The sequence below is a fragment of the Hydrogenophaga sp. genome (assembly GCF_965657535.1).
In the GTDB taxonomy this organism is placed as follows: Bacteria; Pseudomonadota; Gammaproteobacteria; order Burkholderiales; family Burkholderiaceae_C; genus Hydrogenophaga.
In genome coordinates this window covers 438,910-455,039 of record NZ_CBFHOP010000003.1, presented here as the reverse complement: position 1 = coordinate 455,039, position 16,130 = coordinate 438,910, and the positions used below count along the sequence as shown (strand labels likewise).

Annotated in this window: 16 protein-coding genes; 13 read left to right on the top strand and 3 right to left on the bottom strand. The window is 64.8% G+C overall.

The window, feature by feature from the left end; all coding sequences use genetic code 11:
• Nucleotides 1-29 precede the first annotated feature (29 nt).
• Nucleotides 30-1,091 carry an MBL fold metallo-hydrolase gene (locus ACTG4K_RS07425; protein ID WP_439113542.1) on the top strand — a complete coding sequence of 354 codons (1,062 nt, stop codon included), beginning with the start codon at nt 30-32 and terminating at the stop codon, nt 1,089-1,091.
• Nucleotides 1,092-1,215: 124 nt separating this feature from the next.
• Here the strand turns inward: ACTG4K_RS07425 and ACTG4K_RS07420 are convergent, their stop codons facing one another.
• Nucleotides 1,216-2,370, bottom strand: a complete 1,155-nt coding sequence (locus ACTG4K_RS07420) for a substrate-binding domain-containing protein (protein WP_439113541.1) — start codon at nt 2,368-2,370, stop codon at nt 1,216-1,218.
• A gap of 116 nt (nt 2,371-2,486) precedes the next feature.
• Here ACTG4K_RS07420 and ACTG4K_RS07415 point away from each other — a divergent pair, with 116 nt between their 5' ends.
• The 7 genes from ACTG4K_RS07415 (at nt 2,487) to ACTG4K_RS07385 (ending at nt 8,930) form a co-directional block, all read left to right on the top strand.
• Nucleotides 2,487-3,215, top strand: coding sequence for an ABC transporter permease (locus ACTG4K_RS07415; RefSeq protein WP_439113540.1), 729 nt, complete (start codon nt 2,487-2,489; stop codon nt 3,213-3,215).
• A 4-nt stretch (nt 3,216-3,219) separates the two neighbouring features.
• A complete protein-coding gene (locus tag ACTG4K_RS07410; RefSeq protein WP_439113539.1) occupies nt 3,220-3,990 on the top strand; it encodes an ATP-binding cassette domain-containing protein in 771 nt (256 codons plus the stop codon).
• A gap of 50 nt (nt 3,991-4,040) precedes the next feature.
• The gene (locus tag ACTG4K_RS07405) at nt 4,041-4,841 is read left to right on the top strand and encodes a substrate-binding domain-containing protein (RefSeq protein WP_439113596.1); all 801 of its coding nucleotides are present in this window, start codon (nt 4,041-4,043) and stop codon (nt 4,839-4,841) included.
• A gap of 80 nt (nt 4,842-4,921) precedes the next feature.
• The gene (locus ACTG4K_RS07400; protein ID WP_439113538.1) at nt 4,922-5,728 is read left to right on the top strand and encodes a molybdate ABC transporter substrate-binding protein; all 807 of its coding nucleotides are present in this window, start codon (nt 4,922-4,924) and stop codon (nt 5,726-5,728) included.
• 10 nt (nt 5,729-5,738) lie between these two features.
• On the top strand, nt 5,739-6,272 hold the full coding sequence (locus ACTG4K_RS07395) for a molybdopterin-dependent oxidoreductase (RefSeq protein ID WP_439113537.1): 534 nt from the start codon (nt 5,739-5,741) through the stop codon (nt 6,270-6,272).
• A 501-nt stretch (nt 6,273-6,773) separates the two neighbouring features.
• Nucleotides 6,774-8,294, top strand: a complete 1,521-nt coding sequence (gene exaC, locus ACTG4K_RS07390; RefSeq protein ID WP_439113536.1) for an acetaldehyde dehydrogenase ExaC — start codon at nt 6,774-6,776, stop codon at nt 8,292-8,294.
• Between the two features lie 249 nt (nt 8,295-8,543).
• The gene (locus tag ACTG4K_RS07385; protein ID WP_439113535.1) at nt 8,544-8,930 is read left to right on the top strand and encodes a DUF779 domain-containing protein; all 387 of its coding nucleotides are present in this window, start codon (nt 8,544-8,546) and stop codon (nt 8,928-8,930) included.
• A 6-nt stretch (nt 8,931-8,936) separates the two neighbouring features.
• Here the strand turns inward: ACTG4K_RS07385 and ACTG4K_RS07380 are convergent, their stop codons facing one another.
• Together ACTG4K_RS07380 and ACTG4K_RS07375 are read right to left on the bottom strand one after the other, a co-directional pair.
• On the bottom strand, nt 8,937-9,677 hold the full coding sequence (locus ACTG4K_RS07380; protein ID WP_439113534.1) for an ATP-binding cassette domain-containing protein: 741 nt from the start codon (nt 9,675-9,677) through the stop codon (nt 8,937-8,939).
• A 35-nt stretch (nt 9,678-9,712) separates the two neighbouring features.
• Nucleotides 9,713-10,786 (bottom strand): tripartite tricarboxylate transporter substrate binding protein, encoded by a 1,074-nt coding sequence (locus ACTG4K_RS07375; protein WP_439113533.1) that lies wholly within the window; start codon nt 10,784-10,786, stop codon nt 9,713-9,715.
• 169 nt (nt 10,787-10,955) lie between these two features.
• On the opposite strand from ACTG4K_RS07375, the gene ACTG4K_RS07370 reads away from it, so the two are divergent.
• The 5 genes from ACTG4K_RS07370 (at nt 10,956) to ACTG4K_RS07350 (ending at nt 16,108) form a co-directional block, all read left to right on the top strand.
• Nucleotides 10,956-11,951 carry a PQQ-dependent catabolism-associated beta-propeller protein gene (locus ACTG4K_RS07370; protein ID WP_439113532.1) on the top strand — a complete coding sequence of 332 codons (996 nt, stop codon included), beginning with the start codon at nt 10,956-10,958 and terminating at the stop codon, nt 11,949-11,951.
• Nucleotides 11,952-11,965: 14 nt separating this feature from the next.
• Nucleotides 11,966-13,159 (top strand): branched-chain amino acid ABC transporter substrate-binding protein, encoded by a 1,194-nt coding sequence (locus tag ACTG4K_RS07365; RefSeq protein ID WP_439113531.1) that lies wholly within the window; start codon nt 11,966-11,968, stop codon nt 13,157-13,159.
• On the top strand, nt 13,141-13,971 hold the full coding sequence (locus ACTG4K_RS07360; protein ID WP_439113530.1) for an ABC transporter permease: 831 nt from the start codon (nt 13,141-13,143) through the stop codon (nt 13,969-13,971). The genes ACTG4K_RS07365 and ACTG4K_RS07360 overlap by 19 nt, the downstream gene beginning before the upstream one ends.
• 155 nt (nt 13,972-14,126) lie before the next feature.
• A complete protein-coding gene (locus ACTG4K_RS07355) occupies nt 14,127-14,927 on the top strand; it encodes a quinoprotein dehydrogenase-associated SoxYZ-like carrier (protein WP_439113529.1) in 801 nt (266 codons plus the stop codon).
• A gap of 62 nt (nt 14,928-14,989) precedes the next feature.
• On the top strand, nt 14,990-16,108 hold the full coding sequence (locus tag ACTG4K_RS07350; protein WP_439113528.1) for a quinoprotein relay system zinc metallohydrolase 1: 1,119 nt from the start codon (nt 14,990-14,992) through the stop codon (nt 16,106-16,108).
• Nucleotides 16,109-16,130 lie beyond the last annotated feature (22 nt).

The following is a 16,130-nucleotide window of genomic DNA, read 5'->3' as shown; positions in this document are numbered from 1 at the left end:
TGATAACGACGCCCTGCAGGAGACATCTCATGAAACCCGTCAAACCTTCTTTACCGCTGGATGTGTCGAGCGCGCTGGTGCGTAGCCGCCGCCAATGGCTGCGCATGGTGGGCGGCGCCGGACTGGGCGTGGCTGGGCTGGCCCTGGTGCCCGAGGTGCGGTTGTTTGCCCAGCAGGTGCAAGACTTCATTGAAGGCCCGCCGGTGCCCGACGTTGCGCCCGAGCAACTGTCCCAGCATGTCTGGATGGTGTATGCCAAAGACGGCTTTCCCACGGCCGAAAACCAGGGCCTGATGGCCAGCGTGCTGTTTGTCATCACACAAAAAGGCGTGGTTGTGCTGGACAGCGGCGCTTCGCTGCAAATCGGCCAGATGGCGATTCGCATGATCAAAAAGGTGACCGACAAGCCGGTGATTGCGGTGTTTAACAGCCACTACCACGGCGACCATTGGCTGGGCAACCACGCTTTTGTGGAAGCCTACGGCAAAGATCTGCCTATCCATGCGCTGGCCCACACGCGTGAACAGATCGCCGGACACGAGGGCAACCTGTGGCGCAGCCTGATGGAGCGCTGGACCAACCAGGCCACGCTGGGAACCAAGGTGTTTGCGCCCAACCAGACGGTACAGCACGGCCAGGTATTTGATTTCGGTGATGTGCAGATCAAGCTGCACCACTACGGTCGCGCCCACACGCCGTCCGACCTGTGCCTGGAAATCGTGCAGGACAAGCTGACCTACATTGGCGACATCGCCATGGAGAACCGCATCGCCAACATGGACGACGGCTCTTACCTGGGCACCTTCAAGTACTACGACGCGATCAAAGCGGCCGCGGGAGACCAGCTCTGGGTGCCTGGCCACGGCCGGGGGAGCAAAACCCTGCTCGACACCTACGGCACCTTCATGAACGGTATTTACGAGCCGTGTGAGAAGGCCGTGAAAGACGGCGTGGGGCTCGACGGCGCCAAGGCCCGGGTGTTGGAGGACCCCCGAGTGGCCAGCCGCGCCAAGACCATGGACGGCTTTGACAGCAACATTGGCAAGTACACCAGCCTGGCTTATCTGGAAGCGGAGAAAGAAGCTTTCTAACGGCACCCGACCCATCGCGGGCCCGCTGCTGTGGCTTAGGCGAATGCCACAGGCGGCCGTGGCCGGTCAGCCCCTGCAGGGGCGGCGTTGGGTACACACAGTGAGCCGGCGGTGGGGGGGGCCTTTACTTCCACCACGGCAGTAGCCGCTTCATGGCGGCGACTTCGCCACTGTGGTCGCTGGCATAGCCGGGCAAGGCGTTGAGCGTGGCTTGCCATTTCGGGCTGCTCAGCAGGGCCAGCAGGCGTTGCACGCCCGGTGTCTCCAGCGCCGCTTTCAAGCACACCAGCAGGTAGCGTTCGTCGGTGAGAGGCACAAAACCCAGGCCCTGGTTGCGGGCTGCATATTCCGTTCCCAGCCCCACGTCGGCGTGGCCGCTGGCCACGGCATGGGCCACAGCGGCGTGTGAGCTTTCCACGGTGTCAAAACCGGTGATGTCGATCGGGTCCAGGCCACATTGGGCCATCAGCTCGTCCAGCAGCAGGCGGGTGCCGGTGCCTTTGGCACGGTTGACAAATCGGGCCTGCAGGCGGGCCACATCAGCCATGTCGTGCAGCTTGAGCGGGTTACCCGGTGCCACCATGAGGCCTTGCACGCGGCGTGCAAAACCGATGATCTTGTGTGTGCCGGGCTTGAGCAAAGGGCGGTAGGTCCGGGCGCTCAAGCTGTTGGCGTCGGCAAACGGCTGGGTATGAAAGCCGGCCAGTACGCATCGGCCCTCGTTCAGCGCCCGGATCGCGTCCACGCTGCCGCAATAGCGAATGTCCAGGTGCAGCCCCGAGCCGTCCATTCCTTGGCGGGCCATGTCCTGCAAGGCGTTCAGGGCGTGGTCGTGACTGGCGTACAGCGTCAGCACTCCGGACCCCGCCTGCAGCGTGTCGGGTTCAAAAGCCAGCGCAAAAGCGCGCTCCAGCTCGGCGCGCAGGCTTTCCATCTGCGGCCCCAGCCGGGCTTGGGCCAGCCGTTCGGCCATCAGCAGGCGTTCGCCAAACGGGCTCAGCAGCGCAGCCTGGCCGCGTTCCCAGACGATGAGTTCCTGCCCCAGCTCGGTTTCCCATTGTTTGAGCTGGCCCCACACATGGCGGTAAGAAAAACCCAGTTGCCGAGCGGCAGCCGAAATCGAACCACGCGCTCGGACTGCATGCAACACATCCATCATGGGGTTGCGCAGCATCGCGTGCGCCGGGGCGGGCGCCGCACTGGCGGCTTCGGGAGCCCGATCTGTGGCCGGCTCGGTGAACCGCTCCTTGATGCTGTAAGACAGCTCGATCTTTCTCATGGCCGCCAGTGTGCCTCAAGCGTCGCGGCTCGCTGCCCGGGGCCTATGTTCGGCGCTTCATACCGCGTCATTACGTACTCTCAAGACGGGCTGTGGTCGCTAAGCTGCAGCGCAACATGAATACATTTTCGGACAGCATCGCCACGGCGCTGCAACTGGTTTTGTCGGGCGACGCCGGGCTCTGGACGGTGGTGCTGCGCTCGCTTGCGGTCAGCGCCACGGCCTGCGCGCTGGCGTGCGGCGTCGGGCTGGTGCTGGGCGCCTGGCTGGCCGTAGTGCGTTTTGCCGGGCGCGGTGTGGTGCTCACGCTGCTCAACACGTTTTTGGCCGTGCCCTCGGTGGTGGTCGGGCTGGTGATCTATCTGCTGTTGTCGCGCTCTGGCCCCTTGGGTTTTCTGGGCTGGCTGTTCAGCTTTCAAGCCATGGTGCTGGCGCAGGCGGTGCTGGTGCTGCCGTTGGTGACCGCGCTAACCCGCCAGGTGGTGGAAGACGCCGAGCGCAGCCATGGTGAGCAGCTGCAGTCGCTCGGCGCGGGCACGGCCCTGCGCAGCCTGCTGCTGGCCTGGGACGAGCGCTACGCGTTGCTCACCGTGCTGATCACGGCCTTTGGGCGTGCGGTGTCCGAGGTGGGTGCTGTGATGATCGTGGGCGGCAACATTGAGGGCTTCACCCGCGTGATGACCACCGCCATTGCGCTGGAAACCAGCAAGGGCGACCTGCCCTTGGCGCTGGGCTTGGGCCTGGTGTTGCTGAGCGTGGTGCTGCTGCTCAATGCGCTGGTGGCCGTGTTGCGCCGCTGGCGCGAGCGCGCCGATGGTGTGGGCATGGCCTTGGCTGTGGCATGAATCCATGAGCGGCTTACCCCCAGTGACCCCATTGAACGTACACACCCCCGCTTGCTTTGACTTGCGCGACGTGGAGGTGCACCTGGGCCCAGCCGGTCGGCTGGCTGCGCTGATCGCGGTGACGCTCAAGATCGCCAGCGGGGAACGGGTGGCGCTGGTGGGCGCCAACGGCAGCGGCAAGAGCACCTTGCTGCGCACGCTGCATGGCCTGCAGCGCATCCGAGCCGGCGTGTTGAGCAAGCCCGAGGGCCAGTTAGAAGCCATGCTCTTTCAGCGGCCCCACATGCTGCGCCTCAGCGCACTGAACAACATTGCACTGGGCCTGTGGCTACAGGGTGTGCCTTGGGCGCAAGCCCGTGAGCAGGCGCCGCTGGCGCTGGCCCGGGTCAACATGCAGGACCTGGCCGGGCGCAACGCGCGGGCGCTGTCGGGCGGGCAGCAGCAGCGCCTGGCGCTGGCCAGGGCATGGGCCCTGCAGCCCGACGTGTGGCTGCTCGACGAGCCCACCGCCAGCCTGGACCCGCACGCCAAACGCGAGGTGGAGGCGCTGATTGCCGAATTCACCAGCGTGGCGCCCTTGCCCGTGCGCCGCCCGCCCACGCTGGTGTTCAGCAGCCACAACCTGGGCCAGGTAAAGCGCCTGGCCAGCCGGGTGATTTACCTGGAGCGCGGCCGTGTGTTGGCCGACCTGCCTGTGAACGATTTTTTCAACCCAACCCACCTGGAGGCGCACAGCCCCCAGGCCCATCTGTTCGTCAAAGGAGAAACCACATGATCACGACACAACCACTGAACCGTCCGTTCAACCGCCGTCTCACCGTTCGCATGCTGGCTACCGCCGGGCTTGTCACGGCTGGACTGCTGGGCAGCGCAGCGGTTTTTGCGCAAAGCAGCATCGTCGTGGCGTCCACCACGTCCACCGAACAATCGGGTCTGTTCAGCTACCTGCTGCCCGAGTTCAAGAAGGCCAGCGGCATCGATGTGAAGGTTGTTGCGCTTGGCACCGGCCAGGCCATTGACATGGCGCGCCGTGGCGACGCCGACGTGCTGTTCGTGCACGACAAAGTGGCTGAAGAAAAGTTTGTGGCTGACGGCTTCGCCGCCAAGCGCCAGGAGGTGATGTACAACGACTTCGTGCTGATTGGCCCCAAGGCCGACCCGGCCGGCACAAAGGGCGGCGATATCGTGGTTGCGCTGAAAAAAGTGGCCGCAGCCAACGCGCCCTTCATCTCGCGTGGCGACAAAAGCGGCACGCACGCGGCCGAACTGCGCTTCTGGAAGATGACCGAAACCGATGCGAACAAGGGCGCCGGTTACAAGGAGTGCGGTTGCGGCATGGGCCCGGCGCTTAACATTGGCTCCAGCAGCGGCGCATATGTGCTGGCCGACCGGGGCACTTGGCTCAACTTCAAGAACCGCGCCGACCTGACCGTGCTGGTAGAGGGTGACAAGCGCCTGTTCAACCAGTACGGCGTGATGCTGGTGAGTGCGGCCAAGCACCCCAATGTGAAAACCGCCGATGGCCAGAAGTTTGTGGACTGGGTGACTGGCCCCGCTGGCCAAGCCGTGATTGCCGGCTACAAGATCGGCGGCGAACAGCTGTTCTTCCCGAACGCTGCAAAATGATGTTCACCCCAGCGCCGCGCCGCAGCTGCATCAACCCCTTGAAAGGGCAACGTCTACTGACCAGCCAAATGAGGTCCGTGATGTTGGGGGCCAGTCTGTCCCTGGCGCTGGCGGGTTGTTCGATGACTTCATCAAATCCCGAACCCGTGGCGCAAGAGGTCCCGGTGGTCCTCTACGCCGCAGGCAGCCTGCGCGACGCGCTCACCGAGGTTGCGCGCGATCACGAGGCCCGCACCGGGCAGCGGCTGGTGTTGACCTTCGGTCCTTCTGGCTTGCTGCGCGAGCGCATTGAGAAAGGCGAGGGTGCCCAGGTGTTTGCGTCGGCCGACACCCAGCATCCCCAGCGCCTGGGCGATGGTGGTGGCTGGGCGCCGCAGACGGTGTTTGTGCGCAACAGCCTGTGCGCGCTGGTGCAACCCGCGTTGGCGGTCAACACCGCCAAATTGCTGCAGACTTTGCTTCGGCCCGAAGTGAAGCTGGGTATGTCCACCCCCAAAGCCGACCCGTCGGGCGACTACGCGCTGGCGCTGTTTCAGAAGGCCGAGGCCGTGGTTGCAGGGAGCCGGAACCAGCTCACCACCAAGGCCTTGCAGCTCACCGGCGGGCCGGCTTCTCCCGCTGCGCCTGCGGGCCGCAACCTGTACGCCTGGGTGATGGAACAAGGCCAAGCCGACGTGTTTCTTACTTACTGTACCAACGCCGTGGCCGCACGCCAGCAGGTGAGCGCGTTGCAAGTGGTGCCGGTACCGCCCGCACTGCAGGTGGGCGCTGCCTACGGCCTGACAGTGCGCCAGGGTGCGCCAGCGCCGGCTGCAGCGTTTGCCAAGGCGCTGCTGGCGCCGCCCGCTCAGGCCATCCTGGCGCGCCATGGCTTCGGTGCGCCTTGAGGGTGCCTTGATGCACCGACGGAACTTTGGCATCGGCACTTCGCTGGCTCTGGCATTTTGGGCCAGCGCACCGATGGCCCAGGCGCCGGCGCCAGACGTTACCGAGCACCTGCTGCGTGTGGGCGGGGCGGTGCAGACACCGCTGGTGCTTACCCGCGTGCAGCTGGAGGCGCTGCCCTGGCGCGATTACGCCGAATCGCGTGAGGTGCAGCAAGACGGCCGCACGGTCAAGCTCGCCGTGCATTACCAGGGTTTTCCATTGCGCGACTTGATCGACCGTGCCGGTCTTTCGCCCAACCGCCAGGCGTTGCGCCGGGCTGTCTTGCTGCTCACCGCACGAGACGGTTACCGCGTCAGCTTCTCGTGGGGCGAGCTGTACAACAGCGCGCTGGGGGACGGTGTGATCCTGGTGCGCTCGCAGGATGGGCGCGACCTCATCGCCGCCGACGGCTTGCCCGCGCTGCGCTCCCTGCAAGACACCCGATCTGGTCCCCGCCACGTGCGCTGGCTGGAGCGCATCGAAGTGCGGGTGGTGGGCGACTGAGCGCACCCAACCCCGCACCCTGGGTCTGCGCACCAAGGGTCGCAGCAGCTGTAACGGTCGCTTTGCCCAACCGTGTCAACGTGTGGCACCAGCATCTGCACCGGTCCGTCGTCCAGGACAACAACCGTTGCGACGCTTAGGCGGTTTAGCACACCGGTTTGCTCCGGCTTCACAGCGCCCGGGCTGACATCGCGCGGCGGGCACGTGACCCCGGTGATGTCGCGGCAGTGCGCGTACCTGCTGCAGCCTTGGTGGTTGCGGTGGCAGGCTGATGTGGGCCGATCGGCACGTCATGAACCTATGCAGTCGACTTCCGTACCAGACTTGAACAGCGTCTGGCACAGGTGTCGTACGGAGTGACACATTGCCCCCAAATTTATCAAAATAAAGAGCAAAAAATCCAGCAATGACGGTGTTTCTGGCGTGGCATGGAACTTGTGGGTGTGTTGGGGCCATCCAGGCTTTATCTCGTTTCACACCCATTTCCAGAGGAAGACAGACATGCTCTACGCAGCACCCGGTACCCCCGGCGCCAAGATTGCCTACAAAGCCCAATACAACAACTTCATCGGCGGCCAGTGGGTCGCGCCGGTCAAGGGTCAGTACTTTGACGTGATCTCGCCCGTAAACGGCAAGGTCTACACGCAAGCCGCCCGCTCCACCTCAGAAGACATCGAGCTGGCACTGGACGCTGCGCACGCTGCGGCCGATGCCTGGGGCAAGACCGACGCGACCACGCGTTCCAATATCTTGCTGAAGATCGCCGACCGCCTCGAAGCCAACCTCGAACTGCTGGCCTACGCCGAAACCGTGGACAACGGCAAGCCGATCCGCGAAACCCTGAACGCCGACATCCCGCTCGCCGTGGACCACTTCCGCTACTTCGCTGGCTGCCTGCGCGCCGAAGAAGGCTCCATGAGTGAAATCGACGGCAACACCGTGGCCTACCACTTCAAGGAACCCCTTGGTGTCGTCGGCCAGATCATTCCCTGGAACTTCCCGATTTTGATGGCCGCCTGGAAGATTCCGCCGGCCCTGGCTGCTGGCAACTGCATCGTGTTGAAGCCCGCCGAGTCCACCCCTATCAGCCTGTTGATCCTGATCGAGCTGATTGCCGACCTGTTGCCCCCGGGCGTGCTGAACATCGTCAACGGTTATGGCCGCGAAGCCGGCATGCCGCTGGCGACCAGCAAACGCATCGCCAAAATCGCGTTCACCGGTTCCACCACCACAGGCCGCGTGATCGCGCAGGCGGCCGCCAACAACCTGATTCCGGCCACACTGGAGCTGGGTGGCAAGTCGCCCAACATCTTCTTTGCCGACATCATGGACAAAGACGATGCCTTCCTCGACAAAGCCATTGAAGGCCTGGTGCTGTTCGCGTTCAACCAGGGTGAGGTCTGCACCTGCCCGAGCCGTGCTTTGATCCAGGAAAGCATTTACGACAAGTTCATGGAGCGCGTGCTGAAGCGTGTGGCCGCCATCAAGATGGGCAGCCCGCTGGATACCGACACCATGATGGGCGCGCAGGCTTCCAAAGAGCAGCTCACCAAGATCCTGAGCTACCTGGAGCTGGGCAAGGCCGAGGGCGCCGAGGTGCTGATTGGTGGCGAGCAGGCCAAGGTGGGTGGCGATCTGGACGGTGGTTATTACGTGCAGCCCACGCTGTTCAAAGGCCACAACAAGATGCGCATTTTTCAGGAGGAGATCTTTGGCCCGGTGCTGGCCGTGACCACCTTCAAGGACGAAGCCGAGGCGCTGGAAATGGCCAACGACACGCTGTACGGCCTGGGCGCTGGCGTGTGGAGCCGCAACGGCAACGTGGCTTACCGCATGGGCCGCGCCATCAAGGCGGGTCGCGTGTGGACCAACTGCTACCACGCTTACCCGGCACACGCCGCGTTCGGTGGTTACAAAGAGTCGGGCCTGGGCCGCGAAAACCACAAGGCCATGCTCGGCCATTACCAGCAGACCAAGAACCTGCTGGTTTCGTACTCGGAAAACAAGCTGGGTTTCTTCTGAGGCCTGTGACCCACCCCCGCGCCGCGCCTGCGGCGCGTGCCTTGCAGGCCGCGTCATCGTCAGAGTCGATGACTCTTCGTCCCGTCCAAGCCTGCGCAGGCAGGCTTGGAGCCGCGGTCCTCAGCCCCCTCCAGGGGGCAACGCGGTGCGGCCTGGCAAAGCCAGTTCCGCCGCGTTCTGGGTTCAGACACTTCGCGCCGAAACGGTTTTCGCCGTTCCGGCGTTTGCCATTTGAGCAAGGAGACAGACATGGTTGAAAAAGTCCTCGCCACACCGGCCGCGCTGGAGCTGATCGAGTTCCTCAAAACCAAACACGGCCCCAGCCTGATGTTCCACCAGAGCGGGGGCTGCTGCGACAACAGCGCGGCCAACTGCTACCTGCTGGGCGAAATCACCATGGGCCAGGGCGATGTGTTGCTGGGCGTCATCGGTGGCTGCGAGTTCTACATGAGCAAGACGCAATACGCCTATTGGCGCCACACGCAGCTCATCATCGATGTGATCGAAGGCCACGGCGGTACCTTCTCGCTCGAAGGGCCAGAGGGCAAGGCGTTTCACACGCGCTCGCGCGTGTTCAGCGAGGCCGAGATGGCCGAGCTGGATGCCGAGGAAGCCGCCGCAAAGGCCAGCCTCTGAGCCGGATCAAAGCGTGGGTTTTTCCAGCTGCCGCAGCACTTCGGCCTGGAAGTCTTCTCCCTGCGCAGCCAGCATGAAAGCGCCGATGCTGCCGTCAAACCGCACCGTGCCCTGGTGCAGCAGCATCAGGCGATCGGCCACTTTGGCTTCTTCAATGAGGTGGGTGGCCCACAGCACCGCCATGCCACGCGTGCGGCACAGGTCGCGCACGGTGTCCAGCAAGTGCTGGCGCGACGCGGGGTCCAGGCCCACGGTGGCCTCGTCCATCAGCAGCACCTGCGGCTGGTGTAGCAAGGCGCGCACCAGCTCCACCTTGCGCCGCGTGCCGCCCGAGAGGCTTCGCACCACGGCACTCACTTGCTCTCCCAGTCCCATCGCGCCCAGCCCGTCGGCGATGCGCTGGCGTGCGGTGGCTCGGGGTATGCCGTGCAGGTCGGTATGAAACAGCAGGTTTGCCATGACGCTCAGGTCCATGTCGAGTGCGCTTTGCTGAAACACCACACCGAGTGAAGCCAGCGCACGGCTGGGCTGGCGGTGCATGTCGTGCCCCATCACGGTGATGATGCCCTGATCGGGGCTGAAAAGTCCAGTCAGCAGTTGCAGCAGGGTGGACTTGCCCGCGCCGTTAGGGCCCAGCAAGGCCAGCATCTCGCCCGGGTGCAGTGCCACGCTGACGCCTTTGAGTGCGGGCTTGCCGGTGTAGGCTTTGTGCAGGCCCTGGGCACTCAGCAGAAGGTGTTCCGTCATGGGTTTCAAGCTTGTGGGGTCGGTGAGCGCAGCCGTCAGCTGATCGGCTGGACCAGCAGGTTCATGCGTTTGAGCAGGCGCCGTTCGCGCTCGACCGTGTCCTGAACGGCCTGTCGGTAGTCGGCCGTGTTCAAGTAGTCCAGCTGCTGATCGTAGCGTGCCAGCGCCTGCTGGTGCCGGTCGCTGAACATGGCCTGGCGAAACGCGTCATGCAGCAGTTGCACCACGGCCTCGGGCGTACCGTGGGGTGCGGCCAGCCCCCAGGGCGATGTGTAAACCGCGTGTTCGTAGCCCAGCTCACGAAAGGTGGGCACAGCGGGCCAGCGTGGGCTACGCCGGGCGCCGAAAGTCGCCAGCAGGCGAATCTGGCCGCGTTCCACCCAGGGCGCAAAGCCGGTGGAATTCACCCCCGCCATGAGCTGCCCAGCGGCCACCGCCAGCATCTGGTCGGCGGTGCCTTTGTAGGGCACATGCACATAGCGCACCTTGTGCTGCAGCAAAATTTCCTCCATGGCCAGGTGGGCGGTGGTGCCGATGCCGGTTGAACCCAGAATCAGTTCGCCCGGGTGCTTCTGCGCCCATGCCACCAGTTCGTTCAGGCTTTTCCAGGGGCTGCTCTCGGGCACCAGCACGCCAAAGGTGACGCCCGACACCTGCACGATGGGGCTGAGGTCGGTCAGGGGGTTCCAAGGCACATGGTTCATCAGCGCATGGCGGTAAACGGTGATGGGTACCTGGCCAATGGTGTGGCCGTCGGGGGGCGCCATCTTGAGCAGCTGCGCAACCAGGGTTCCCGCTGCGCCGGGTCGGTTGATCACCACGATGGGCTGGCCCAGCAGGGGTTGTGCCTCCTCACACAGGATACGCAGGGTCAAGTCGGTGGCGCCGCCGGCCGGCCAGGGCACGATCAGTTGAATCGGCCGGGTCGGCCAGGTGTGGGCGGCGCTGCCAGCTTGTGCCCTGGCGCGGGGCAGGGCGGTGGCCAGTGCCAGCGCCGCGCCCAGGCCCAAAAAGCCGCGTCGCGTGTCACAAGCCTTGCCTGGTTGGAGCAGGCCAAGGGTTTCCCCTGTGTCATTTTTGAACGCTGAATGGGACGGTATGTGTGTCATGGGGCAGTCGTGGTGTCTCTGGCGCCGGGGAATGCCCTGGAAACGCCTGAATTTCAGGCAAGTTTTGTTCCCGGCTGGCTGGCACCGTTTTTGCAAAAGCTCAGGACGCATTGAATGTCAGCGCCGCTGAACGAGCATACGTTCATCGATCAACACAAGGAGACCACCAATGACCCGTCGCGCCCCTGTGCCGTATGCCCTTCGTACCGTCTTGTTCACTGCCGTGGGGGCCGCCTTGGCGTTGGCTGCCCATGCTCAGGGTGCCGGCAATGTCTATGTGTCCAGCGAAAAAGACAACAAGCTTTACGTGTTCGACACCCAGGGTGAGCGCACCGGTGCCATTGACGTGTGCAAACGCCCGCGCGACATGTCGTTCAGCGCGGACGGCAAGCAGATTCTTGTGATCTGCGGCGACAGCAATGAAATGGGCTTGATCGACTTGGCCACCGCCAAGATGACAGGCGCCCTGCCATTGGGTGACAGCCCCGAGATGTTTGACCTCAGCCCCGATGGGAAAACCGCCTATGTGTCCATCGAGGACGAAAACCTGATGGCCGCCTACGACCTGGCCAGCAAAAAGCCGCTGTTTGAGGTGAAGACCGGTGGCGAGCCCGAGGGCGTGCTGGTGACGCCGAATGGCAAGACCGCCTACGTCACCTCCGAGGTGGCCAATGTGGTCCATGTGATCGATCTGGGCACGAAAAAGGTCACCAAGAACATCCAGGTAGGCAAGCGCCCGCGCCGTTTCGTACTCTCACCCGACGGCGCTGAACTGTGGGTGACCAATGAACTTGACGCCACGGTGAGCGTGGTCGACACCAAGACCCACACCGAAAAGCAGAAGATCAAATTCACCGTGAAGGGTATGCGCGAGGCCGACATCACCCCGGTGGGCATGACGCTCAGCCCCGACGGACAGCGCATGTGGGTCGGTCTGGGTAAAGCCAACCATGTGGCCGAGGTGGACGTGGCCACCAAAGCCGTCAAGAACCTGGTGCTGGTAGGCAAGCGGGCCTGGGGCCTGACCATGCACCCGAACGGCAAGACCTTGTATGTGACCAACGGCCTGTCGGACGACATGACGCTGATTGACGCCGCCAGCGCCAAAGCACTCCGCACGGTGCCGGCCGGGCGTGTGCCGCACACCGTGTTGGTGAGCCGGTGATCGGCCTGCCGGGCTTGACACGCTGGCGCGCCTGCGGCTTGGCGTTGCTGGGCGTTTTGGGCTGCGTTTCCCCGCCGGCCACCGCTGCCACCAAAGTAACCATCGCCGTGGTTTCGCTGGACGGCGATTCGCGCCACCTGGCCCGCCGCATGGAGCGCGCCTACCCGGGTCATCCCACGGGCCGCGCGGTCGACGGCGTGAGGCTGGCGGCCGACGATTCGGCTTTTGAACTGGATGCCGCCGGGCTGGTACTGGAGGTGAAAGACGTGGTGTTGCCCAGCGCCGCAGCGCTGCCCAAGGCGCTGGCCGAACTGAAGGCTTTGAAGGTGCAGCACGTGGTGGCCGACCTGCAACTGGCCGAGCTGCAGCAACTGGTGCAGGCCGCGCCCGCTGCCCTGGGTGGGGCGGTGGTGTTCAACACCGGCCTGGACGACGACCGCTTGCGAGCGCAACAGTGCGCCGCCCACCTGCTGCACACCTACCCCAGCCGCGCCATGTTCAGCGACGCGCTGGCGCAGTACCTGGCTGCACGCAATTGGCGCAAGGCGCTGGTGCTGCAAGGGCCGCTGCCGGGCGATGACTTGCAAGCGGAAGCGTTCAACCGGTCGGCCAAGCGCTACGGCATCAAGGTCACGCAGCAAAGGCCTTTCAAGCTCACCGGCGACCCGCGCGAGCGCGATCTGGGCAACACCCGCCTGCTCACCGGCGAGCGCGAGCACGAGCTGGTCGCCGTGATGGACAGCGAAGGTGAATTTGCCCGCACCGTGCCCTATGCCACCCAATGGCCGCGCCCGGTGGTGGGCGCCAGCGGTCTGGTGGCCGCCGCCTGGCACCCGCAGTGGGAACGCAACGGCGGCCCGCAGTTGAGCCGGCGCTTTTTCAAGCTGGCAAAGCGCCCCATGCAAGGCCACGACTGGGCCGCCTGGGCGGCTGGCCGGGCGGTGGCTGCCGTGCTGGTGGCCGGGCCCAAGGCAACGGTGGCACAGCAGCTCAAGGCGCTGCGCGGTGGTCCGGTTTTCATTGACGGGTTCAAAGGTCCTCGGCTGTCGTTTCGGGCGTGGGACGGTCAGTTGCGCCAGCCCCTGTTTTTGAGCCATGTGGACGGCGTGGTCGGTACGGCGCCGCTGGAAGGCGTGTTGCATCCAAAAGCGGTGCTTGACACGCTGGGTATGGACCAACAGGAGAGCGCATGCAAAGCCCTGCTCTGAGCGGACAGGTGGCGCCTGCGCTGCCCATGCACCTGCTGCGCGCCTTGCGCGCTGTGGTGGGTCGGGAGCTCAACCGCTTTCTGCGCCAGCCCACGCGCCTGGGTTCGGCGCTGGTGCGGCCCTTGTTGTGGTTTGTCGTGTTTTCGGCCGGGTTCAACAACGTGTTTGGCGTGGCCATCGTGCCGCCTTACGAGACCTATGTGGAATACAAGGCCTACATGGTGCCCGGTTTGCTGGGCATGGTGGCTTTGTTCAATGGCATGCAGAGCTCGCTTTCCATGGTGTATGACCGTGAAATGGGTGTGATGCGCCTGCTGCTCACCGCCCCGTTGCCGCGCGGCTGGTTGCTGGCTTTCAAGCTGCTGGCGGGCACCTGCCTCTCTGTCTTGCAGATGGTGGTTTTTTTGGCCATTGCCTGGGCCTTTGGTGTGGAGGTGCCGCTGGCCCACCTGCCGGGGCTGCTGCTGGCCATGGCCAGCGGGGCCACCATGCTCGCGGCGCTGGGGCTCATGCTGTCGGTGTATGTGAAGCAGCTGGAAAACTTCGCCGGCACCATGAACTTCGTGATCTTCCCCATGTTCTTCATCAGCCCGGCGCTGTACCCGCTCTGGAAGCTGGAAGAGTCCGGCGCATGGTGGCTGCTCAAGCTGGCCGAGTTCAACCCCTTTACCCACGCGGTGGAGGCCATGCGCTTTGCACTGGTGGGGCAGTTCACGGCCACGGCCTGGGCGGTGGTGCTGGGTTGCAGCGTGGTGTTTTTTGTGGCCGCGCTGTGGGGCTACGACCCGCAGCGCGGCTGGACAAGACGGTGACCCCTCGCGCCGCCTGTGGCGTCACTCCCCAGGGGGCGATGCCTGCGGCCCGGCAAAGCCGGTTCCGCGGCATCCTGGCGTTAGGACACGTGCTCCGGCGGTCTTGTTGGCTTGAGATGGGGCACGCTCCGGTTGTTTTTTAACTTGAGAGAAATATGCATCCTCTGCCGAACCGACGCGATGTATTGCTGTGTGGTGCTGGCCTAGCAGGCTTGAGCCCCACCTTGGCCCAGGACGACCAGACCGGTGGCGATCCGCTGGGGTCAATGCAGTACCCGGGCCTGCGCGAGCAGACGATTGGCAAGGCACCGGCCCGCTTCAACGAGCAGGTGAGCGTGAAGGGCCCTGCCTTTGCGGACGACGCGATGAATGTGCCGCTGCTGGTGGATGCGCGCGGTCTCTCGGCGGTGGGGGGCGGCGTGGCGCGCATCAAGGTGGCGGTGGACCGCAACCCGGTGCGCCAGGTGCTGGACTTTGAACCCCTGCTGGCGCTGCCCATGCTGGCGTTTCGCATCCGCATGGAACAGGCGTCGCCCGTGCGGGCGTTTGTGCAGACGCGCGACGGCCAGTGGCATGTGGGCGGTATCTGGGTGCAGGCGGCGGGTGGTGGCTGTACGGTGCCGGGCGTCACCCGAGCCGATGGTTCGTGGAGCAAAACGCTGGGCCAGGTGCAGGCGCGCTTTTTCAACAATGTGCTGGAAGGCAGCCGGCGCTTGCGGGTCCGCGTCATGCACCCGATGGACACGGGGCTGGTGGCCGGCATACCCGCTTTCTATCTGGAGGACCTGCAGTTGCAGGACAGCGCAGGCCAGGTGTGGTTCAAGCTGGCGCTGCACGAACCGGTGTCGGAAAACCCGCTCATCACCTTCGAGCTGCCCCCGCAAACCCTGAGCGGCCTGCGCCTGGTGGGACGCGACAACAACGGCAACCGCATCAACACCGAGGTGGGGGTATGAGCGCAGCGCCGGGCCGCCCCCAAGCCAGCTCGCACCGCAGCTCGAAGAGCGGAGGTATCTCAATGAGCGCAGCGCCGGGCCGCCACCAAGCCAGCTCGCAGCGCAGCTCGAAGAGCGAAGGTCTCCCAATGAGCGCAGCGCCGGGCCGCCCCCAAGCCAGCTCGCAGCGCGCTGCCATCTCACTGAAGCGCCTGCTGTGTGCGGCCGGTGTGGCGCTGGCATGCGCTGCACAAGCCCAGGTGGTGGTGCCCGCAGCGGCGTCCCGGCCCGACATGGCCCGGCTGAACTACGACCTGCAGCCGCGCCAGATAGCGCCGCGCACCTGGGTCATCGAAGGCGCCGTAGACGACTTCAGCCGCGCCAATGGCTGCAACATCATCAACACCGCCTTCATTGCCACCGGTGCGGGCGTGGTGGTGGTGAACACCGGGCCTTCACGGCTGTATGGTGAGCAGCAACGCCAGGCCATTGAACGCATCACGCGCGAACCGGTGTTGCGTGTCTTGAGCCTCAACCTGCACCCCGACTATTTTTTTGGCAACCAGGCCTGGGCCGATCGCCCCACCGAGGCGCTGGCGGGCAGCGTGACGGGTATGCAAGCCGAAGGCCCCGCCTATGCCGACAACCTCTACCGCCTGTGCGGCGACTGGATGAAGGGCACCGAGTCCACGCCGGCACGCAACGCCATCGACGCCAAAACCCTGCCGCAGACGCTGCGCCTGGGCAGCCACACACTGGAGCTGCGGCGCCTGCAAGGCCACACTGCCGACGATCTGGTGTTGTTTGACCACACCACAGGCGTGCTGTTTGCGGGCGGGCTGGTGTTTGCCGAGCGCGTGCCCACCACCCCCCATGCCCACTTCACGCAGTGGCTGAACAGCCTGGACACGCTGGACCAATGGCTCGCCAGTGGCACCGTGAAACAGATCGTGCCCAGCCATGGACCGGTGCACAGCGGCCCGGCCGGTGTGCAGCAAACCCGCGACTGGCTGCGCTGGATGACCCGCCACATGCAGGACAGTGCTGAACGCGGTCTGGACCTGGGTGAGGTGCTGCAAGCGCCGGTACCCGAGCGGTTTGCTCGCTGGGCTGCGCAGCCCGCCGAGTTGCACCGCAGCCTGACGCAGTGGTACCCCCGCTACGAAAGCCAGGTGCTGGCGGCTCCACCGCGCCCGCGCTGAAACCAACCCCCCGGCGGCTTTC